The organism is Serratia sp. CY33525 (assembly GCF_052169115.1).
In the GTDB taxonomy this organism is placed as follows: Bacteria; Pseudomonadota; Gammaproteobacteria; order Enterobacterales; family Enterobacteriaceae; genus Serratia; species Serratia sarumanii.
Genome location: NZ_JBJNLK010000007.1, coordinates 159,589 through 180,964, shown reverse-complemented (window position 1 = coordinate 180,964; position 21,376 = coordinate 159,589). Strand labels below are relative to the sequence as shown.

General features: G+C 62.5%; 19 protein-coding genes. 15 read left to right on the top strand and 4 right to left on the bottom strand.

All coding sequences use genetic code 11. The features are described from left to right. Window positions 1-17: 17 nt before the first annotated feature. From ACJ8IM_RS17885 to ppnP, 9 genes are all read left to right on the top strand, one after another. A complete protein-coding gene (locus tag ACJ8IM_RS17885) occupies window positions 18-587 on the top strand; it encodes a heme acquisition protein HasA (protein WP_033647344.1) in 570 nt (189 codons plus the stop codon). Window positions 588-659: 72 nt separating this feature from the next. Then, a complete protein-coding gene (locus ACJ8IM_RS17880) occupies window positions 660-2,441 on the top strand; it encodes a type I secretion system permease/ATPase (protein ID WP_033653293.1) in 1,782 nt (593 codons plus the stop codon). Then, window positions 2,438-3,769 (top strand): HlyD family type I secretion periplasmic adaptor subunit, encoded by a 1,332-nt coding sequence (locus tag ACJ8IM_RS17875; RefSeq protein WP_033653292.1) that lies wholly within the window; start codon window positions 2,438-2,440, stop codon window positions 3,767-3,769. Before ACJ8IM_RS17880 ends, ACJ8IM_RS17875 begins: the two co-directional genes overlap by 4 nt. A 2-nt stretch (window positions 3,770-3,771) precedes the next feature. Next, window positions 3,772-4,563: an energy transducer TonB gene (locus ACJ8IM_RS17870; RefSeq protein ID WP_033653291.1), complete on the top strand. Its 792-nt coding sequence runs from the start codon at window positions 3,772-3,774 to the stop codon at window positions 4,561-4,563. Between the two features lie 253 nt (window positions 4,564-4,816). Next, window positions 4,817-5,590, top strand: a complete 774-nt coding sequence (locus ACJ8IM_RS17865) for an IclR family transcriptional regulator (protein WP_033647338.1) — start codon at window positions 4,817-4,819, stop codon at window positions 5,588-5,590. A 219-nt stretch (window positions 5,591-5,809) separates the two neighbouring features. Next, window positions 5,810-7,366 (top strand): OPT/YSL family transporter, encoded by a 1,557-nt coding sequence (locus ACJ8IM_RS17860; RefSeq protein ID WP_033653290.1) that lies wholly within the window; start codon window positions 5,810-5,812, stop codon window positions 7,364-7,366. Window positions 7,367-7,400: 34 nt separating this feature from the next. Continuing rightward, complete coding sequence (locus ACJ8IM_RS17855) at window positions 7,401-8,330, top strand: DUF1177 domain-containing protein (protein WP_033653289.1); 930 nt, start codon at window positions 7,401-7,403, stop codon at window positions 8,328-8,330. Window positions 8,331-8,334: 4 nt separating this feature from the next. Beyond that, a complete protein-coding gene (locus tag ACJ8IM_RS17850; protein WP_033653288.1) occupies window positions 8,335-9,012 on the top strand; it encodes an AroM family protein in 678 nt (225 codons plus the stop codon). 211 nt (window positions 9,013-9,223) lie between these two features. Then, complete coding sequence (ppnP, locus tag ACJ8IM_RS17845) at window positions 9,224-9,514, top strand: pyrimidine/purine nucleoside phosphorylase (RefSeq protein WP_004940463.1); 291 nt, start codon at window positions 9,224-9,226, stop codon at window positions 9,512-9,514. A gap of 65 nt (window positions 9,515-9,579) precedes the next feature. Here the strand turns inward: ppnP and rdgC are convergent, their stop codons facing one another. After that, entirely contained in the window at window positions 9,580-10,491 is a 912-nt protein-coding gene (rdgC, locus tag ACJ8IM_RS17840) for a recombination-associated protein RdgC (RefSeq protein WP_004940461.1), read from the bottom strand. Between the two features lie 216 nt (window positions 10,492-10,707). On the opposite strand from rdgC, the gene mak reads away from it, so the two are divergent. The 3 genes from mak (at window position 10,708) to ACJ8IM_RS17825 (ending at window position 12,341) form a co-directional block, all read left to right on the top strand. Continuing rightward, on the top strand, window positions 10,708-11,622 hold the full coding sequence (gene mak / locus ACJ8IM_RS17835) for a fructokinase (RefSeq protein ID WP_033653287.1): 915 nt from the start codon (window positions 10,708-10,710) through the stop codon (window positions 11,620-11,622). A gap of 102 nt (window positions 11,623-11,724) precedes the next feature. Beyond that, a complete protein-coding gene (locus tag ACJ8IM_RS17830) occupies window positions 11,725-11,958 on the top strand; it encodes a type II toxin-antitoxin system Phd/YefM family antitoxin (RefSeq protein WP_033637280.1) in 234 nt (77 codons plus the stop codon). Then, window positions 11,955-12,341: a type II toxin-antitoxin system VapC family toxin gene (locus tag ACJ8IM_RS17825; RefSeq protein WP_033637281.1), complete on the top strand. Its 387-nt coding sequence runs from the start codon at window positions 11,955-11,957 to the stop codon at window positions 12,339-12,341. Before ACJ8IM_RS17830 ends, ACJ8IM_RS17825 begins: the two co-directional genes overlap by 4 nt. Here ACJ8IM_RS17825 and licT read toward each other — a convergent pair. The 3 genes from licT to sbcD form a co-directional block, all read right to left on the bottom strand. Then, on the bottom strand, window positions 12,338-13,186 hold the full coding sequence (gene licT, locus ACJ8IM_RS17820) for a BglG family transcription antiterminator LicT (RefSeq protein ID WP_033653286.1): 849 nt from the start codon (window positions 13,184-13,186) through the stop codon (window positions 12,338-12,340). The two genes, ACJ8IM_RS17825 and licT, sit on opposite strands and share 4 nt — an antisense overlap. A gap of 231 nt (window positions 13,187-13,417) precedes the next feature. After that, window positions 13,418-16,669 (bottom strand): exonuclease subunit SbcC, encoded by a 3,252-nt coding sequence (gene sbcC / locus ACJ8IM_RS17815; protein WP_033653285.1) that lies wholly within the window; start codon window positions 16,667-16,669, stop codon window positions 13,418-13,420. Beyond that, on the bottom strand, window positions 16,666-17,898 hold the full coding sequence (sbcD, locus tag ACJ8IM_RS17810; protein WP_033653284.1) for an exonuclease subunit SbcD: 1,233 nt from the start codon (window positions 17,896-17,898) through the stop codon (window positions 16,666-16,668). The genes sbcC and sbcD overlap by 4 nt, the downstream gene beginning before the upstream one ends. A 215-nt stretch (window positions 17,899-18,113) precedes the next feature. Here sbcD and phoB point away from each other — a divergent pair, with 215 nt between their 5' ends. From phoB to ACJ8IM_RS17795, 3 genes are read left to right on the top strand one after another with little or no spacing between them, the layout of a single operon-like run. Next, complete coding sequence (gene phoB / locus ACJ8IM_RS17805) at window positions 18,114-18,803, top strand: phosphate response regulator transcription factor PhoB (RefSeq protein WP_004940438.1); 690 nt, start codon at window positions 18,114-18,116, stop codon at window positions 18,801-18,803. 24 nt (window positions 18,804-18,827) lie between these two features. Next, complete coding sequence (gene phoR, locus ACJ8IM_RS17800; protein ID WP_033653283.1) at window positions 18,828-20,144, top strand: phosphate regulon sensor histidine kinase PhoR; 1,317 nt, start codon at window positions 18,828-18,830, stop codon at window positions 20,142-20,144. 14 nt (window positions 20,145-20,158) lie between these two features. Next, window positions 20,159-21,121, top strand: coding sequence for a PstS family phosphate ABC transporter substrate-binding protein (locus ACJ8IM_RS17795; RefSeq protein ID WP_033647326.1), 963 nt, complete (start codon window positions 20,159-20,161; stop codon window positions 21,119-21,121). Window positions 21,122-21,376 lie beyond the last annotated feature (255 nt).

Below are 21,376 nucleotides of genomic sequence, written 5' to 3'. Positions count from 1 at the left end.
TCAATGGAGATAGAGAAATGGCATTTTCAGTTAACTATGACAGCAGCTTTGGCGGTTACAGCATTCATGACTATCTGGGCCAATGGGCTTCGACATTCGGTGATATCAACCATACCAACGGCAATGTCGTCGAAGGCTCAAACAGCGGTGGCTTCTACGGCGGCCGGTTGTCCGGTAGCCAATACGCCGTGACCAGTACGGACAACCATGTCACGTCGGTCGTGGCGGGTGGCAACCTGACCTACACGCTGTTCAATGAACCGGCGCATACCCTGTACGGCCAGCTGGATTCCCTGTCGTTCGGCGACGGTTTGAGCGGTGGCGATACATCACCGTACAGCATTCAGGTGCCTGACGTCAGCTTTGGCGGCCTGAACCTCAGCAGCCTGCAGGCGCAGGGCCACGATGGCGTGGTGCACCAGGTGGTGTACGGCCTGATGTCCGGCGATACCGGCGCGCTGGAAACTGCGCTGAACGGCATCCTCGACGACTACGGTCTGAGCGTCAACTCCACCTTCGATCAGGTGGCGGCGGCGACGGCGGTGGGCGTGCAGCACGCCGACAGCCCGGAACTGTTGGCGGCCTGATCGCGGCCGTTTGCCCGCCGGCGCCGCGCGCCCCGGCGGGCATTTTCTCGTTTTTAGCCGATGGAAAACGCCATGAAAAACGCCGTCAGGCGCGGAGAAGTGATGAGCGTGCTGGCCGCATACCGGCGCGGATTTTGGGGCATCGCGCTGTTTACCGCGGTGATCAACCTGCTGATGCTGGCACCGGCGCTGTACATGCTGCAGGTCTACGATCGTGTGTTGCCGTCGGGCAACCGCATGACGCTGGCAATGCTGACCCTGATGGTGGTCGGCCTTTACCTGTTTATGGGGCTGCTGGAGTGGGTGCGCAGCCAGGTGGTGATCCGCCTCGGCGCCCAGATGGATATGCGCCTGAATCAGCGGGTCTACGACGCCGCCTTCGAAACCAATCTGAAAACCGGCAACCCGCTGGCGGGGCAGGCGCTGAACGATCTGACCAACCTGCGCCAATTTGCCACCGGCAATGCGCTGTTCGCCTTTTTCGATGCGCCCTGGTTCCCGGTTTATCTGCTGGTGGTTTTTCTGCTCCACCCCTGGCTTGGCGCGCTGGCCAGCGCCGGGGTGATCGTGCTGGTGCTGCTGGCCTGGCTCAACCAACGGGTGTCGCAGGCGCCGCTCGCGGAGGCCGGCCGGGTCGCGCTGAGCGCCACGCAGCAGGCCAACGGCAACCTGCGCAATGCGGAGGCCATCGCCGCCATGGGGATGCTGACCGACTTGCGCCTGCGCTGGCTGCGGCAGCATCAGCAGTTCCTGCTGTTGCAGAACCGCGCCAGCGAGAAAATCGCCGCCGTCACCGCCTGGTCGAAAACCGTGCGGCTGGCGCTGCAGTCGCTGATGTTGGGCTGCGGCGCGCTGCTGGCGGTCAACGGCGACATTACGCCGGGCATGATGATCGCCGGATCGATCCTGATCGGCAGGGTGCTGGGGCCGATCGATCAGCTGATCGGCGCCTGGAAGCAGTGGTCGTCGGCGCGCCAGTCCCTGCAGCGGCTGGAGGTGATGCTGGCCGCCAACCCGCCGCAGGCGGCGAGCCTGCCGCTGCCGGCGCCCAGCGGCGCATTGGCCGTGAATCAGCTGACCGCCAGCGCGCCGGGCGGGAGCGCGCCGGTGTTGCACGGCGTTAGTTTTCGTCTGGAGGCCGGGGAGGTGCTGGGCGTCATTGGCGCGTCCGGCTCCGGCAAAACGCTGCTGATGCGCCAACTGGTCGGCGCGCTGACGCCGCTCAGCGGCGACGTGCGGCTGGACGGTGCGGATCTTCGGCAGTGGGACAAACAGCAGCTGGGGCCGCATATCGGCTACTTGCCGCAGGATATCCAGCTGTTCGCCGGCACCCTGACGGAAAATATCGCCCGCTTTGGCCAGGTTGACGCCGAGAAGGTGGTGGCCGCCGCCGCGCTGGCCGGCGTGCACCAACTGATCCTGCATTTGCCCAAAGGGTATGAAACCGAGCTGGGCGAGGGTGGCAGCGGCCTGTCCGGCGGCCAGCGTCAGCGGGTGGCGCTGGCGCGCGCGCTGTATGGCTCTCCGGCGTTGGTGGTATTGGACGAACCGAACGCCAACCTCGATCGCGAAGGGGAAGAGGCGCTGCAGCGGGCGATCGAAGCGCTGAAAAAGCGCGGCACCACCATCGTGTTGGTGACCCACAAACCGGCGATCCTGGCGACGACCGACAGATTGCTGGTGCTGGCCGCCGGCCAGGTGCAGCACTTCGGCCCCAGCGACGCCATCCTGAAAAAACTGCCTGGTTTTACGCCCGCGGCCGTACCGGCCAACGCCGGCCGCAGCAGCGGCGGCGGTTTCAACGTCAACTACGCCAATTTTGCCAAAACGGCCAGCGGTGAACGAAAAGTATGAGCAATCAGAGTGTGATCCCCGGCGATATCGACGCGCTTTCCCGGCAGTTCGACGAAGGGCGCCACCTGCGGCTCGGTGGTTGGCTGGTGCTGTTGGGGTTTGGCGGTTTCCTGCTGTGGGGGCTGTTGGCGCCGCTGGATAAGGGCGTGCCGGTCTCCGGCAGCGTGGTGGTGGCCGGCAACCGCAAGGCGGTACAGCACCCGAGCGGCGGCGTGGTGTCGCAAATTCAGGTGCATGAGGGCGACCGGGTCAGCGCCGGGCAGGTGCTGCTGCTGATGGATACCGTCGACAGCCGCACCCAGCGCGATGCGCTGCGCAGCCAGCAGTTGAGCAACGCCGCGCAGCGGGCGCGGCTGCAGGCCGAGCGCGACGGCCTGCAGGCGATCGCTTTCCCGGCATTGCTGCAGGCGCGGCGGGAGGAGCCGGAGGTGATGTCGTTGATGCTGCTGCAACAGCAGCTGTTCACCAGCCGCCGCGCGGCGTTGCAGAGCGAGCTGGCGGCGATCGCGGAGAGCATCGCCGGATCGCAGGCGATGCTGGAAGGGATCCGGCAGTCTTACGCCAGCAAGCAGCGGCAAAAGGCCATGTTGCAGGAGCAGCTGAGCGGCATGCGCAAGCTGGCGGCGCAAGGGTATGTGGCGCGCAATCGGCTGCTGGATCTGGAAGGGCAGTATGCGCAGATCGACGGCCAGGCGTCCGAAGACACCGGCAATATCGGCCGCCTGGGGCGCCAGATCCTGGAGCTGAAGCTGCGGGCGATCCAGCGGCGGGAAGAGTATCAAAAAGAGGTCAGCAGCCAACTGGCCGAGGTGCGGATGAAGCTGGACGAGCTGGATAACCGCCTGGCCAAGGCGGAGGCCGATCTGGGCCATACGCAGGTGAAAGCGCCGGTGGCGGGCACCGTGGTGGGGCTGAGCGTGTTCACCGAAGGCGGCGTGATCGGCGCCGGTCAGCAGCTGATGGAGATCGTGCCCAGCGATCGGGGGCTGCAGGTGGAGGCGCGTATCCCGGTCGAGCTGATCGACAAGGTGCAGGTGGGCTTGCCGGTCGAGCTGTTGTTCTCGGCGTTTAACCAAAGCACCACGCCGCGCGTCGAGGGTGAAGTGACGCTGGTCGGGGCCGATCGCCTGACCGACGAGAAAAGCGGTGCGCCCTATTACAGCGTGCGCGCCAAGGTCAGCGAAGCGGGTCTGCAGCGGTTGAACGGGTTGGAAGTCCGCCCGGGGATGCCGGTCGAAGGGTTCATCCGCACCGGCGAGCGTTCGATGATGAACTACCTGTTCAAACCGCTGACCGATCGCCTTCATCTGGCGCTGACGGAAGAGTGAGCATGTCGGTTTCGCCGCTGCCTTTCGCCGCGCCCGGCGATGCCATGCCCTGGCGCCGTTGCCTGGTGTTGGTGCTGGCGCTGCACCTGCTGGCCGCGGCGCTGCTCTGGCCCTGGCGAGACAAGGCCGAGCCGCCGTGGGTGCCGCCGCCGGCGGTCATGGTGGTGATGGCCGCCGCACCGCAGGCTCCGGCCGAGGTAAAACAACCGCCGGGGCAAAGGACGCCGCCGCCTCAGGTTGAACCGCCGGCGCCGCCGGAACCCTTGCCGACGGTGAAGGTGCCTGAAGCCGTACGGCCGAACATCGCCGTACCGCCGAAGCAGAAAAAATCGCCCAAGCCGGTGAAGAAAATCCCCCTGCCGCGCACGCCGCCGCAGGAGAAAACGATCGCGCCGCCGAGAATTCAGGAGCAAAGCGTCGGCGCGCCGCCGCCGGGCCGGGCGGATAAAGCGGCCGCGCCGCAAACCCGCCTGACGCCCTATGCACAGGCGGGGGAAGATAGCTGGCGCAGCCGCATCAACGGCCGCCTTAATCGCTTTAAGCGTTATCCCAAAGACGCCTTGCGGCTGAAGCGCCAGGGCGTCGGGCAGGTGCGTTTCACCCTGGACAGGCAGGGCCATGTGTTGGCGGTGACGCTGGTCAGCAGCGCCGGGTTGCCGTCGCTGGATCGCGAAATCCAGGCGCTGGTCAAGCGCGCTTCGCCGTTGCCTACGCCGCCGGCGGACGCCTACGTCAACGGCACGGTGGAATTGACGTTGCCGATCGATTTCAGTTTGCGCGGCGCAAGTTTTTGAGCCGCGACAATATCTCTCCCTGATAAAATCATTTTTCAGCAGCTTGTCCTGCCATTCATTATTTTCAAAGCGTATCGTTATTTTATTTGGCGCGGCGGAGTTGGCGTTCTGCGCGATATTTTCATTTAAAAAGCACGAATGCCTTTTATTTTACGGCTGACAAAAAATAAACAGCTTGACGCTGCGTAGTTCGGGTTTTAGTTTTTAATTATAAAATAGGAACTGAGTTCCATATAGTGGAACAAGGCGGATCATGACAACGCTGGAAAATGCCGCTGCGGTATTAAAACTCTTTTCTCAACAACGCGTGATGCATGGCCAACCGGGCATTGCATTCAGCGACGTGGTGGACCAATTGGCGCTGCCGAAAAGCACGGTATCGCGCCTGCTGCAGAGCATGGAAAATCAGGGCATGCTGGAGCGCGATCCCGATAGCCGGCGTTACCGCATCGGCGCGCTGTTGCTGGCGGCATCCAGCCACTACCTGTCGATGCCGCTGGTGGACAACCTGGCGGCCAGCATGGCGCAGCTGTGCCGCCAGACGGCGTGTACCGGCTACCTCTCGGTGCTGGAGGGGCAGGAGATCATGGTGATGCGCATGTTCCCCGGCCGCCACTTTTTGCAGGTGGTCACCCCGGCGGGCTACCGTTCACCGGCGGCGGAAACCTCGGTTGGTCGGGCGATACTGGCGCGTGAAAGCGACGAGCAGGTTCGGGCGCGTTACGCCGGCGGTTACCGGGCAGCTTCGCCCAATGCGCCGCAAACGCTGGATGCGCTGCTGCAGAAGTTGCAGCAGGTGAGGCGCCAGGGCTGGTCGCTGGCGCGCAATGAAACCTTGAACGGCATCAGTTCGCTGGCGACCGCGCTGGTGAATAAGCACGGCAGCGAGACGGTGGGGCTGTGTCTGTCCTTCCCTTCGCAGGGCGAGGAACAGCCGTTTGTACCGGAAGTTCTGGCCGAATTAACCGCAGTCAGCCGCCAACTGGCGGAAAAATATGGCGATGATTATTGGCAGCAGATCAACTAACGCGCCGGAGCTATAACGTTTCATCATCATTAACGAGCGCCGACACCAGGGAACTCATTAATTATATTTCACCGTATTTTATTGGTGAGAAATAGACAGGCTAAATAAGAAAATAATCACGTTATGACGCCGGCAGTTCCAAATAATGGAACTGCCGCGGCGAACTATCGTCGGGCGTTATTTCCGGCATGCGGCAGGAAATATTCAGGGATACCAAGTATGAAATCAAATAATCCGCTAAAAGAGGCCGGCACGCTGTTGGTCATGGCGCTGCTTTCGGTGGTGGGGGCGATCATCGGCGTTCAGCTGATCACTACGCTGGGCGTGACGCCCAACACCTCGATCATCGGTGCGCTGATCGCCATGCTGCTGGCACGCATTCCGCTGCAAATTTTTCAACGCTACCGCTCGGTGCACACCCAGAACCTGGCGCAGACGGTGATCTCCTCCGCCACCTTCGGCGCGGCCAACTGTCTGCTGATGCCGATTGCGGTGCCTTACGTGATGGGGCAACCGCAGCTTATTCTGCCGATGTTCTGCGGCGTGGCGGCGGCGATGCTGCTCGACGCCTATCTGCTTTATCGTCTGTTCGATACCAAAGTGTTCCCCGCCGCCAATGCCTGGCCGCCGGGCGTCGCCGCCGCGGAGGCGATTAAAGCCGGCGATCGCGGCGGCAAGCAGGCCTGGCTTTTGGTGGTGGGCGTAGGGGTGGGCATCGCCGGATCAATGCTCAAGATCCCCATGGCGGCCTTCGGCACCGCCTTTATCGGCAATATCTGGGCGCTGAGCATGTTCGGCGTCGGGCTATTGCTGCGGGCCTACGCCGAGCCGGTGGCCGGTTTCGATATCAATGCCCATTTTATTCCGCACGGCGTGATGGTCGGCGCCGGCCTGGTGGCGCTGATCCAGGTCGCGCAGGTGATCCGCAGCCGCCGCGCCGATAGCGCCGGTTATACCCAACCGGACAGCGCGGTAAGCAAAGCGCTCGGCCTGGGCGCGGTCGGCTACATCGCCATCGCCGCGTTTTTGGCTCTGGTCGGCGGGCTGTTTAGCGAGATGTCGCTGCCGATGCTGGCGCTGTTCGTGATTTACGCGGCGTTCGCCGCTTTCGTTCATGAGCTGATCGTCGGTATCGCCGCCATGCACTCCGGCTGGTTTCCGGCGTTCGCGGTGGCGTTGATCACCCTGATCGTCGGTATCCTGATCGGTTTCCCACCGCTGGCGCTGTGCATCCTGACCGGCTTTACCGCCGCCACCGGGCCGGCCTTCGCCGACATGGGCTTTGACTTGAAAGCCGGCTTCATCCTGCGCGGCTACGGCGAGGATCTGCGGCAGGAACTGCTGGGGCGCCGCATTCAACTGTTTGCGGCGCTGATCGCCTTCCTCATCGCCATTCCGGTGGTTTACCTCTCTTACCACAGCTATTTCCTGCAGGATCTGATCCCGCCGGTCGCGCGCGTTTACGCCAAGACCATCGAGGCCGGTGCGCAGCCGGGCATCGCCTGGAGCCTTTTGATCTGGGCGATCCCCGGCGCCGTGGTGCAGCTGATCGGCGGCCCCAAGCGCCAGCTCGGCGTGCTGCTGGCAACCGGCCTGCTGATCAACAACGCTTTGGCTGGGTGGGCGGTGCTGGTGGGCATCGCGCTGCGCGTGGCGATCCTGCGCCGTTGGGGCGATCGCGGCCGCACGCCGATGGAGATCATGGCGGCCGGATTTATCGCCGGCGACGCGCTCTACAACTTCTTCAGCTCGATTTTTTCCAGCAAGGGCAAATAGCCCCTGCCGATGACATTGGTGAGGTAAAACGACCATGAGTTTGCAACAAACGCTGCAGGTTTTTGAATTGATTGATAGCGCATTCGTCAGCGGCCAGGACGTCGTCGATCTGTTTGCGCCTTACCCGGCGATCCGCGCCAGCACCCTGCGCGCCGAGGGGCCGAAGGGCGGCACCGATTTCGTGCGCATCGAGATCCCCGGCAACGCAGGCAAATTCGCTGGCGGTGCGGCGCCGACGCTGGGCATTATCGGCCGCCTGGGCGGCATCGGCGCGCGGCCGACGCGTATCGGGCTGGTGTCCGACGGCGACGGCGCGATCGCCGCCATTGCCGCCGCGCTGAAGCTGGCGGAGATGCAGCGCAAGGGCGACACGCTGCCGGGGGATGTGATCGTCACCACCCATATTTGCCCGAACGCGCCGACCCGGCCGCACGATCCGGTCGATTTTATGGATTCGCCGATCGATGACGTGACGATGAACGATAATGAAGTGGTGCCGGAGGCTGACGCCATCCTGTCGATCGACACCACCAAAGGCAACCGCATCATCAACCACAAAGGCTATGCGCTATCGCCGACGGTGAAAGAGGGCTACATCCTGCGGGTGGCGGAAGATCTGCTGCGCATCATGGAGATGACCAGCGGCCGCCCGGCGGTGACCTTCCCGATCACCACGCAGGACATCACCCCTTACGGCAACGGCGTGCATCACCTCAACAGCATCCTGCAGCCCTCGACCGCTACTGCGGCGCCGGTGGTCGGCGTGGCGATCTGCAGCGAATCGGTGGTGCCGGGCTGCGGCACCGGCGCCAGCCACGAAACGGATATCGCGCTGGCGGTCAAATTCGCGGTGGAAGTCGCCAAAGAATTCGGCCGCGGCACCTGCCGGTTCTACGATGCCGCCGAATATGGCCAGCTGCTGGCGCTGTACGGCAGTCTGAGTCACCTGCAAAAAAGGAGATAGCCCCATGACGGCTTCATTCGCCACGCTGACCATCGGTCAGGCGCCGCGCAGCGATATCATGCCGCTGCTGTCTGCTTATCTGCCGGCGGAGCGGGTGAGGCACGTCGGTTTGCTGGACGGCCTGGATGCTGGGCAGATCGCCGAGCGTTATGCGCCGCAATGGGGCGATAAGCTGCTGGTGTCGCGCCTGTTGGACGGCACGCAGGTGACGCTCTGTGCCGCTCGCGTCGAAAGCGGGTTGCAGCAGAAGATCCGCGAGCTGGAAGCGGCGGGATGCCAGGTGATCCTGCTGCTGTGCACCGGCGAATTCGGCCGATTGCAGGCGGAGCAGGCGCTGTTGCTGGAGCCGGATCGCATCATCCCGCCGTTGATCTCCGCGATCGTCGGCGAACACCGCGTCGGCATCGTGGTGCCGGTGGCGGAACAGGTTGGGCAGCAGGCGCGCAAATGGCGGCAGCTGGCGACGCCGCCGAGCTATGCCGTCGCCAGTCCTTATCTGGCGGATGACGCCGCGCTGGAGCAGGCGGCTTGCGCACTGCTGCGGCAGGGGGCGGAGGTGGTGGTGCTCGATTGCATCGGTTATCACCAGCGCCACCGCGCTTTTTTGCAGGCGCGTCTGTCGGTGCCGGTGCTGCTGTCGAACGTTCTGGTCGCCAAGCTGGCCGCAGAGTTAATCGGCTGATACAAATAGCCATAAATCACCGCTCGGCGCGGCCTCGGGCGCTTTGCGCTCGCGGGTATCCCCGGGTTTCAGCAGCCCTGACTGCCGGAGAGAGGCCCGGCGGCGTTTTCCTCTGCGCCGCGATCGCATTTCGCGCGAAAAACCAGTGACAGATCAACCGCAATCCCCCAATATGGATTTTCCATCAAGATGATTACGCGGGTGCCAGTCTATGCTGAAAGTGAATGAGTATTTTGCCGGAAAAGTGAAGTCTATCGGTTTTGACAGTAGCAGCATCGGTCTTACCAGCGTGGGCGTGATGGAAGAGGGGGAATACACCTTCTCCACCGCGCAGCCGGAAGAAATGACGGTGATCACCGGGGCGCTGAAAGTGCTGCTGCCGGGGGCGCCGGACTGGCAGGTGTTTACGCCGGGCGAGAAGTTCTTCGTGCCGGGGCACAGCGAGTTCAACCTGCAGGTGGCCGACGCGACCGCCTATCTGTGCCGTTACCTGAGCAAATAAATTTTGTTCGTTAGGGAAACGCAGGGCTCAGCGGATGCTGGGCCCTGGTCATTTCTGCGGCGGGATTAACGCTGGGCTTCGCCGCCGAGCGCTTCGATGGTGTTTTTGATCAACGCCGCCAGCTCGCTGGTCATCAGGATAAAGTCGGCGTCAAAGCGCTGGGCGAAGTCGTCGCGATCGATATCGTCGTTCTGCTCGCGCAGCGTGTCGGCGAACTTCAGGCGCTTGAGCGAGCCGTCGTCCGACAGCATCAGCTGAATGCGCTCCTGCCAATCCACCGCCAGCTTGGTCACCAGCTTGCCGGCTTCGATATGCACCGCGATTTCGTCGCTGATCAGATTCTGTTTCTTGCAGCGGATCACGCCGCCTTCTTCCAGAATCGCTTTCAGTTCCGCTTCATCCTGAATGGCGAAACCAGCCGGCATCTCGCCGGAACGCACCCATTCGGTCAGCGTCAGTTCGATCGGGCTTTCCATGGTCAGCGGCACCACCGGCAGCGAGCCGAGGCTTTTGCGCAGCAGCGCCAGCGTATCTTCGGCGCGTTTGGCGCTGGCGGCATCGACCATGATCAGATCGTTGACGGTGTCGATCCACATGAAGGTCTGGTTGAAGCGGCTGAAGGCGCGCGGCAGCAGGCTGTGCAGCACTTCGTCCTTCAGCGCGTCTTTCTCGGTTTTCTTCAGTTTGCGATGTTGTTCCGCCTCCAGGCGCTCAATTTTGGCCTGCAGCTCTTGCTTGATGACCGGCGACGGCAGGATTTTCTCTTCCTTGCGCGCGCAGATGACGATCTGGCCGTTGACCGCGTGCGTCAGCGCATCGCTGTGCGAGCCCATCGGGGAGACCCAGCCGGTCTTGGCCATGTCCTGGCTGCCGCACGGCGTGAAGGCGAACGCGCTGAGTTGTTTTTCCATTTCATCCGCGTTTAACGCCACTTCGCGGCTCAAACGGTAAACCATCAAATTCTTAAACCACAGCATAATGTTATCCCTGGCTGGGCGTGCGCTCGGCACGCTGATTCGTCAAAAGCAGGGCGGCATGATAACGAATTGACGCTGAAAAATCGCCCCATTCTCTCCGAATTGCGTCGCCGACCGCAGCGGAAAAGGCCGGGCGGGGGAGAGGGAAACAGGTGATTCATCCGCGCACTTACATTAGGCTGTGGCAACGCTGCGCGGCATCGAGGAGAAAAATACATGCGCATTGGCATCGATTTGGGCGGGACAAAAATTGAAGTGATTGCGTTGGCGGACGACGGCCGGGAGCTGTTTCGCCATCGCATCGCCACGCCGCGCCATGACTATGGGCAAACCCTGGCGGCGATCGCCGGGCTGGTGAAACTGGCGGAAGATCATACCGGCGAGCGGGGATCGGTCGGGATCGGCATTCCCGGCACGCTGTCGCCGTTTACCGGGCGGGTGAAAAACGCCAACTCGGTATGGCTCAACGGCCAACCGCTGGACAAGGATCTCTCGGCGCTGTTGGCGCGCGAGGTGCGTATCGCCAACGACGCCAACTGCCTGGCGGTGTCGGAAGCCACCGACGGCGCAGGCGCCGGCGCGCAAACCGTGTTTGCGGTCATTGTCGGCACCGGCTGCGGCGCCGGCGTGGCGCTGAATGGGCAGGCGCATTCCGGCGGCAACGGCATCGCCGGCGAGTGGGGCCACAATCCGCTGCCGTGGCAGGATGACGATGAGCTGCGCTACGCCCGCGAAGTGCCGTGCTACTGCGGCAAACCGGGCTGCATCGAAACCTTTATTTCCGGCACCGGTTTCGCCACCGACTATGCGCGCCTGGGCGGCAACGCGCTGCAAGGGCACGAAATCATGGCGCTGAGCGAGCGGGGCGATGCGCTGGCGGAGCAGGCGATCGTGCGCTACGAAATGCGGCTGGCGAAAGCGTTGGCGCACGTGATCAACATTCTGGATCCGGACGTGGTGGTGCTCGGCGGCGGCATGAGCAACGTGGATCGCCTGTACCGCACGGTGCCGCAGCGGGTGAAAGATTGGGTGTTCGGCGGCGAGTGTGAAACGCCGATCCGCAAGGCGGTGCACGGCGACTCCAGCGGCGTACGCGGCGCGGCCTGGTTATGGCCGCAACAGCAGCGCTAAGCGTTGCAGCAAAGCGCGAGGCTGCTCGCGCTTTAAACCCTTCCCTGTACAAAAACTGGACGGCGCTTTATGCTTTAGCTAACTTAGCTAAGGAGGACGCGTATGCCGATTCAGGCCAATATGCACGAAGCCAAATCCAATCTGAGCCAGCTGGCGGACAGAGCCGCGGAGGGAGAAACCGTGATTATTGCAAAAGCAGGGAAGCCGTACGTACAGCTGGTCGCCATCCAGGGCGAAGCGCGCCGGCCCGGCGCCGCCAAGGGCAAGTTTACCGTGCCGGCGGATTTCAACGCGGGGGATGCGGCCATTGCGGCGCTGTTTGAGGGCGATGCATGAAGCGCCTGCTGCTGGATACCCACGCGTTGCTGTGGTGGCTGATTGATGACGCCTGCCTGGGCGCGAACGCCAAAAGGCAGATCGCCGATCCGGGCAATGCGGTGTACGTCAGCGCGGCCAGCATTTGGGAGATCTCGATCAAGCAGGCGCTGGGCAAGCTGGCGCTGCCGGAAGACATCTTTGCGATCATCGAGGCCGAAGATTTTCTGGCGCTGCCGATGGACGCCTTTCATTGCCAACAGGCCGGGCAACTACCGCCCTATCATCAGGATCCTTTCGATCGCATGCTGATCGCACAGGCGCAGGCCGAGGGGCTGACGCTGATCTCCGCCGACGCGGTGTTTCCGCAGTACGGCGTGCGGGTGGCGGACGCCCGCCGTTAAGCCGGTTTTTCCTCGCTTTCGCTGCGCACCCGTTCGATATGAATGGTCAGGAACATCATCTCTTCCGTGGTGAGCTGGTGCTGATAGTGCTTTTCGATGTGGCGGTTGATCTTGCCGGCGCAGGCGAATGACTCACGGTATTTCTCTTTCACCACCTGATACAGCGAGTCGTCGTCGCTGTCGACGTAGTTTTTCCCCAGCAGGCGCTGGGCAAAGAATTTCAAATGGGTGACGAAACGGTGGTAGCTCAGGGCTTCCTCGTTGTAATCAAAGCGGAAGTGGTATTTGACCAGGTTGAGGATCTCTTGCATCACGCGGGTGATGTGCAGCGTGTTGTGCATCTCGTCGTTAAGCTGGGCGTTGACCAGATGCAGGGCGATAAATCCGGCCTCGTCTTCCGGCAACGCGGTATTCAGCCGCTCGGCGATCAGGGCCAGCGCCTCCAGGCCGACGGAGAACTCGGCCGGATAGAGCTTTTTAATCTCCCACAGCAAGGCATTTTTGATATCCAACCCTTCCGCATGGCGCTGCAGAGCGAAATGGATGTGATCGGTCAGCGTGATGTAGACGATGTTATGCAACTTGCCCGGCAGCCGTTCGCGGGCGAGGGTAATAATCCGGTCGGCGGTGGTGACGCAGGCCAGCGGGATCTCGGAGAGCAGCTCTTTATAACGCTCGGCGATTTCGCCGCCGTTATGGGTGAACACCTTTTCGATCAGGCTTTCGTCCAGCGTGTCGCCGGGCTTCTTTTTAAAGCCAATTCCTTTTCCCATTACCACCGTCTCTTCCTGACGGTCGTCCAGCGTAATCACCACGTTATTATTGAGTATTTTAGCGATTTTCATGGTCTTTCCCGGTGTTTCAGCATCCTGAAAACGAAAAAACCTGACGCCCGGAAGCGATCCCGGGCGTCAGGTTTTGCCTGTATTTTATGTTTCTGTCCTGCGGCCTGAGCGGCGGAGGGGATACAGTAACAATCCTGTTATGCCTGCATAATAACCCGTGCTCGCCGCGGCTCAACGCTTTTCACCGCGGAGTGCCGCCGCGGTCACACTTCTGCGCCGCGCACGGCGGGATCATTCCAGCCTGAAGTGCGCCTCCAGCCGGCTGACGCCGAGTCCGTTGACCTTTTTCACCTTGATCTGCACCGGAATACGCTCTTTCATCGCCTCGACGTGGCTGATCACGCCAATGGTTTTGCCGGAGGCGTTCAGGCTGTCCAGCGCGTCCAGCGCGGTATCGAGGGTTTCGGCGTCCAGCGTGCCGAAGCCTTCGTCGAGGAACAGCGAATCGATGCTGGTTTTGTGGCTGACCAGATCGGACAACGCCAGTGCCAGCGCCAGGCTGACCAGGAAGCTCTCGCCGCCGGACAGGGTGCGGGTATCGCGCAGCGCGTCGGCCTGCCAGGTGTCCACCACCTGCAGCTCCAGCGCGTCGCTGGTTTTGCGCTGCAGCAGGTAGCGCCCGTGCAGCCGGCCGAGCTGAAGGTTGGCCAGATAAACCAGATGATCGAGCGTCAGCCCCTGAGCGAAGCGGCGGAACTTGTCGCCTTCTTTCGAGCCGATCAGCTGGTTGAGGTAGCTCCAGTCGTCGTAGTCTTGCTGGCTGCGGGCGATTTGCTCGAACAACGCCTGTTGATTGAGACGGCGGGCGGCATCGCTTTCCAGCTGGTTGCGCAGTTCGCCCTGGCGCAGCTGCAACGTTTTCAACTGCTGTGCCAGCTCGGCCAGCGATTGGGTGAGTGCGTCGAGATCCGCGTTGGCTTCATCCACCCCTTCCGGGCGGCTTTGCCGATGCTGCTCCAGCGTTTGCGTCGCCTGCGTCAGCAGGGCGGCGGCCTCCACCTGCCGCTGTTGCAGTTGCTCTTTGCGCTGCTGCAATTCGCGGCGCAGGGCGTCGTCCAGCAGCGCAGCGGCGAAGGCGGTTTCATCGGCGAATTCGCTGTCGGCCAGCGCCTGCTGCCACAGCTGCTGCGCCTGCTGCAGCCGTTCCTGCATTTGGGTGTGCTGTTGTTGCAATCCGGCCTGCTGGCCGGCCAGGCGCTCGCGCAGTTCCTGCGCTTTTTGCCACTGCTCGGCGGCCTGCAAGCTGGCCTCCTCACAGGCGGTTTGTTTGGCGCGCAGCTGTTCGCGCACCTCGGCGACCTGCTGTTCGCCGAACAGCGCCAGCCGCTGCGCGCGCCGTTCGGCGAGGGTCTTCTCGCCTTCTTGCCAGCGTTGTTGCAGGTCTTGCTGCTGTTGCAGGCTGTCGGCATGGGTTTTCTGCAGCAGCGTAAAGCGCTCTTCAAGCAGCGCCTGCCGTTGCTGCGCCTGCTGCTGCTGCGTTTGCAGAGCGGCGAGCGCGTCTTTTGCCTGCTGTACCGCCTGCGCCGCCTGTTCATGCTGCTGCAGCGCGTGTTGCCCGCGCCGCTCTTCATCGTCGCAGCCGCTCAGCCAGGCGCTGAGCCGCTCGCCCTCGGCCAACGTAAAGTCGAATGCCAGCGGCGCGCTGAGCTGCTGCCACTGCTGCTGTTGGGCAGCCAGCTGCTGCTCATCCTGCGCGATAGCCTGCTGTTGGCGTTGCAATTGCTGTTGCAGGTTGTCGTAACGGGCTCGCAGCTCGACGCCTTGTTTTTGCAATGCTTCGGTCTGGACTTTCATTTGCTCCAGACGTTGCGCAGTTTCTGACAGTTTTACCTCTTGGTATTGTTCTACCGCCGGGTGATCGCATGAGCCGCACAGCGGGCAGGGGGCGCCGGGTTGCAAACGGGCGCGCTCGGCTTCCAGACCCACGATCCGTTGTTCCAGCGCATAGGTTTTTTCAACATCGGCCTGGTGGGCTTTCTGCTGCTTAAATTGCTGACGGATGAGCTCTAACTGTGGCTCCAACTGGGTCAGTTCATTTTGACCGATGTTTAGCTCTTGCCGCTGCTGTTCCAGCCGTTTAACAACTTGTTGCGATAAAGAGGCGAGCGTAAATAACTGCTGGCGCGTCGGGCGCAGATCCGCCAGGGCGCTCAGGCGCTGGCGCAGCGGGGCCAGCGGCGTTTGCGCCGCCAGCGCCTGCTGCTGTTGCTGCTGAACGGCCAGCGCTTCGGTCAGCGCGTTCAACTGCTGCTGATGCTGTGCGGCCTGCGCCGTCAGCTGGCTGCGCTCGGCGGTGAGCTGCTCCAGCGTGGTTTTCTGTTTGGCACACTGCTGCGCGGCGGCATCGCCGGCCTGTCGCCGCTCGGCCTGCGTCGACTGCAGTTGGGCGATCTGATGGTCGAGCGGGGCGACCTGGTCATCGATCAGCTGTTGCTGCTGCCGCATATGCTCGGCATGGGCTTGCTGCGCCAGACGGGCCTTTTCCACCGCCTGCTGCAGCGGCGCCAGCTGCGCCGAGTGCTGTTCCTGTTGCTGCGTCAGCTGGGCTGCCTGCTGTTGTATCGTCTGCAGCTCGGCGCGGCAGCGATCGCGTTCACCGCGCAGCGGCCGCAATTTCTCGGCCGGTTCGCTGAGCGCCAGCCGCTGCAGCTGCGGGGCGGCCTCCGTCTGCTCGCGCTGGGCGGTTTCCAGCCGCCGTTGACCCTCGTTTTGCTGTTGCTGGAGGCGTTGCCATTGCTGCAGCCAGCTCAGCGCCTGTTGCTGTTGCTGAGTTTGCTTACCGAGGGCGCTTTCCTGCGCGCTCAGCGCCGTCAGCTGTTCAGTCAGGGAGTGGCGCTGTTCATCGTTCAGCAGCTCGATGCCGCTGGCGCGCTGGTGCAACCCATCCAGGTCGGTTTTGGCCTGCTTGTGCGATTCGAACACCTGTTCGGACAGCCGCCCGTAGATTTCGGTGCCGGTCAGCTCTTCCAACAGTTCGGCGCGATCGTTGGCGTCGGCGTTGAGGAACGCGGCGAACTGCCCCTGAGACAGCATCATCGATTTGGTGAAGCGGCCGAAGTCCAGCCCGGTGATGGCGGCGGTGATCTCCAGCTTGTCGCGCACCTTGTCCGCCAGGATCTTGCCGTCCTCGCGGCGCGCCAGTTCCACCTTCGGTGCCTGCAGATTGCCGTCCGGCGCGTTTTTGGCGCGGCGCTGGCTCCAGAAGGCGCGATAGCCGACGCCCTTGACCTCGAATTCGACCTCCGCCAGCGATTCGGCGGTGTGGCGGGTCATCAGTTCATTCTGGCTCGGCGTGACGTTGAGACGCGGCGTCTGGTGGTACAGCGCCAGGCAGATGGCGTCCAGCAGGGTGGTTTTGCCCGCGCCGGTCGGGCCGGTAATGGCGAACAGGCCGTTGCTGGCGAACGGCTCGGCGGTGAAGTCAATTTTCCACTCGCCCTGCAGCGAGTTGAGGTTTTTTAACCGCAGGCTGAGGATCTTCATGGTTGGGTCTCCTCAGGATTGTGCTGCACCGCCTCGACCACCTGGCGGAACAGTTGATGCATCCGCCGTTGGCGCGCTTCTGGCATGTCGGCCTCCTGCGCCAGGCGCCGTTCGAACACCTCGTTGACGCTCAGTTCGTTGAGCGTTTCCTTATCCTGCTGTGCGATCGCCTGGCGGCGCTGCTCTTTGCTGCGCCGCAGCAGCACCACTTCCACCGGCAGCTCATCCGCCAGCAGCCGGATGCGGCGCTGGATATCGCTGAGGTAGTCCTGCGTCGCCACTTCGATATCCAGCCACACCGGCAGCTCGCCGGCATAGTCGGCAAATTGCTGCAGCTGCCGTTCGATCTCGGCCAGATCGCCTTTGATCAGCTGCATGGGCTGGAACTGCGGGATCGCTAACGCTTCTACCTGCTGCAGGGCGCCGTCGGCGAAATCGACCAGGAAGACGCTTTTGGCTTTGCCCAGTTCATCGAAGCTGAGCGGAATCGGTGAGCCGCTATAGCGAATATGCTCTGATTTGGCGACGTTCTGCGCGCGGTGAATGTGGCCCAGCGCGATATAGTCGGCGGGCGGGAAGGCCTGCGCCGGGAAGGCGTCGAGGGTGCCGATATAGATGTCGCGCACCGAGTCGGAGGTGGTGACGCCGACGGTGGTCAGGTGGCCGGTGGCGACGATCGGCAGCGGCAGGCCCAGCCGATCGCGGCGTTCGCAGGCCGCCTGATACAGCGCCTGGTAATGTTCGGCGATGGCTTCCTGCAGCGCCTGCTGTTTTTGCGCGCCGGATTCGCCGGCGCGGCTGGTGAGCAGATCGCGCGGCCGCAGAAAAGGAATGGCGCACAGCACCGCGCCCGGCTGGCCGTCGCGCCGGTTCAGCACCACGATCTGCTGCTCAAGGGAGCCCTGCGCGCTCGCGATCACCGTGGTGTTCAGGCAGGAGAGCAGTTCCCGCGATTCGTTCAGCGTCGCCACCGAGTCGTGGTTGCCGCCCAGCACCACCAACTGACAGCCGGTGCGCTGCAGATCCACCACGAAGCGGTTGTACAGCTCGCGGGCGTAGCTGGGCGGCGAGCCGGTATCGAACAGATCCCCGGCGACGATCAGCGCATCCACCTGCTGCTGCTCGATCTGCTCGATCAGCCAGTTCAGAAAAGCCTGGTGCTCGGCGGCGCGGCTTTTGGTGAAAAAGTACTGGCCAAGGTGCCAGTCAGAGGTGTGGATCAGGCGCATGACACTCCCGGATGCAAAGGTAATGGCGATGATTATAAAGGCCGCGGCGGCGGCTGTCCCGGCGCAATGATGATGACAACCGGATGATTTTTCTTTGCGCCGGGAAATAATCGCTATGCTTACTGCCTATAACAGCCGCTTTTTTTCATAAAAGTGTCACAAAACTGACGCATAATGGCGCCCGCAAAGTCGCTAACACATTGGCAGGATTGACGATGGCAAGACGCATACTGGTGGTGGAAGACGAAGCGCCGATCCGTGAGATGGTGTGCTTTGTGTTGGAACAGAATGGTTACCAACCGTTGGAAGCCGAGGATTATGACAGCGCCGTGACGCGCCTGTCTGAGCCGTTCCCTGATTTGGTGTTGCTCGACTGGATGTTGCCCGGCGGTTCCGGCATTCAGTTTATCAAACATATGAAGCGCGAAGCGCTGACCCGCGATATTCCGGTGATGATGCTGACCGCGCGCGGCGAAGAGGAAGACCGGGTGCGCGGCCTGGAAGTGGGGGCGGATGATTACATCACCAAGCCGTTCTCGCCCAAGGAGCTGGTGGCGCGCATCAAAGCGGTCATGCGCCGCATTTCACCGATGGCGGTGGAAGAAGTGATTGAAATGCAAGGGCTGAGCCTGGATCCGTCCTCCCACCGCGTGATGGCGAACGATCAGGCGCTGGACATGGGGCCGACCGAGTTCAAGCTGCTGCACTTCTTTATGACCCACCCGGAGCGGGTTTATAGCCGTGAGCAGTTGCTTAATCACGTCTGGGGCACTAACGTTTATGTGGAAGACCGTACCGTTGACGTGCATATCCGTCGGCTCCGCAAGGCGTTAGAAACCAGTGGGCATGATAAAATGGTTCAAACCGTTCGGGGCACCGGCTACCGGTTCTCAACGCGCTACTGATCGCGCTGCGCTGGAGAATATGCCGTGTTAGAACGTCTGTCGTGGAAGAGGCTGGCTCTGGAGCTGGCTCTTTTCTGTTTGCCCGCCTTACTGCTGGGGCTGATTTTCGGTTATCTGCCCTGGTTCCTGCTGGCCTCCGCGCTGGCCGCGCTGGTGTGGAATTTCTACAACCAGCTCAAACTCTCTCATTGGCTGTGGATCGACCGCAGCATGACGCCGCCGCCCGGCCGCTGGAGTTGGGAGCCGTTGTTCTATGGCCTGTATCAGATGCAACAGCGCAATCGCCGCCGCCGGCGTGAGCTGGCGTTGTTGATCAAGCGCTTTCGCAGCGGGGCCGAATCGCTGCCTGACGCGGTGGTGATGACCACCGTTGAAGGCAACATCTTCTGGTGCAACGGGCTGGCGCAGCATCTGCTCGGCTTCCGCTGGCCGGAAGACAACGGCCAGCACATCCTCAACCTGCTGCGTTATCCGGAATTCAGCCATTACCTGCAACAGCAGGAGTTCTCGCGCCCGCTGACGCTGCAGCTGAACAACGAACACTACGTCGAATTCCGCGTGATGCCCTACTCCGAAGGGCAGTTGCTGATGGTGGCGCGCGACGTCACCCAGATGCGCCAGCTGGAGGGGGCGCGGCGCAACTTCTTCGCCAACGTCAGCCATGAGCTGCGCACGCCGCTGACGGTGCTGCAGGGCTATCTGGAGATGATGGGCGACGAAGAGCAGGACGGTTCGCTGCGCAGCAAGGCGCTCGGCACCATGCAGGAGCAGACCCGCCGGATGGACGGGCTGGTCAAGCAGTTGCTGACGCTGTCGCGCATCGAGGCGGCGCCCAATGTCGACATGAACGAGCGGGTGGATATCCCGCTGATGCTGCGGGTGTTGCAGCGCGAGGCGCAATCGCTGAGCGGCGGCAATCACGAGATCACTTTCCGGGTGAACGAACAGCTCAACGTGTTCGGCAATGAAGACCAGTTGCGCAGCGCGGTGTCTAACCTGGTGTACAACGCGGTCAACCACACGCCGAAGGGCACCCATATCGAAGTGAGCTGGCAGCAGACGGCGCAGGGCGCGCAGTTCCAGGTCAGCGACAACGGGCCGGGCATCGCCGCCGAACACCTGCCGCGCCTGACCGAGCGTTTTTACCGCGTCGACAAGGCCCGTTCGCGCCAGACCGGCGGCAGCGGGCTGGGGCTGGCGATCGTCAAGCATGCGCTCAGCCATCACGACGCGCGGCTGGAGATCCTCAGCGAGCCGGGGATCGGCACCCGCTTTATCTTTACCTTACCCAACCGGTTGATTGTTCCCGCCGCTTTATCAGAGAATGCGGTGAAAAATTAACGCGAGACACCGGTATGACCCGAATAACCCGAGGGCTGTTGCTTTGCCTGGCGCTGCTGGCCGGACGCGGCGCGCTGGCGCAGCCCGACGGCATGCTGGCGGGCAACCTGTCCAGCGTCGGTTCCGATACTTTGGCGAATCTGATGGCGCTGTGGGCGCAGGATTTCAGCCGGCATTATCCCAACGTTAACCTGCAGATCCAGGCCGCCGGCTCGTCGACCGCGCCGACCGCGTTGGCGGCGGGCGCTGCGCAGCTGGGCCCGATGAGCCGGCCGATGAAGGCGGCCGAGGTTTCGGCGTTCGAACACCGTTACGGCTATGCGCCGCTGGCGGTGCCGGTGGCGGTGGACGCGCTGGTGGTGTTGGTGCATCAGGACAACCCGCTGCGCGGCCTCAATCTGCAGCAGCTCGATCGCATTTTCTCCGCCACCCGGCGCTGCGGTGAAAGCAAGCCGCTGACGCGTTGGGGCGAGCTGGGGCTGAGCGGCGACTGGGCGACGCGCTCGCTGCAGCGCTTCGGCCGCAACTCGGCGTCCGGCACCTACGGCTATTTCAAACTGCGCGCGCTGTGCGGCGGCGATTTTATGCCGCGCGTCAATGAGCTGCCCGGTTCGGCCTCGGTGGTGCAGGCGGTGGCCGGTTCGCTCAACGGCATCGGCTACGCCAGCATCGGTTTTCGCGCCAGCGGCGTGCGGCTGCTGCCGTTGGCGGAATCGGGAGAGGACTATGTCGCGCCTACCGCCGCCAACGTGCGCAACGATCGCTACCCGCTGTCGCGCTATCTCTATATCTACATCAACAAAGCCCCCAATCAACCGCTGGAGCCGCTGACCGCTGCGTTCCTCGATCGCGTGCTGTCGAACGCAGGGCAGAGCCTGGTCAATCACGACGGCTATCTGCCGCTGCCGCCGGGCGCCCTGCAGAGGACCCGCCAGGCGCTCGGGCTGCAGCCGCTCGCGGCGGCCACGGTGCAATAAGCGACAAAAAGCGGCGTAATTTTCGCCTTTTTTAACGGCCAAACGGAGCTTATACCACGCGAAAACCGGGCATTTATTGGCGTTTTCGCGCGGTAAAGCGGTATATGTTTCACGTTTCGTGAATCCATTGTTCAAAAATGATACAAATCATGTAGTGTATATTTATTGATAGCCAATATGATCGACTGGTGGCTAAAGTTTATATGGTCGATAGCTCTGCTTTTCGCCGTGCGTCTTGCCTTGAAGCGCTATAAA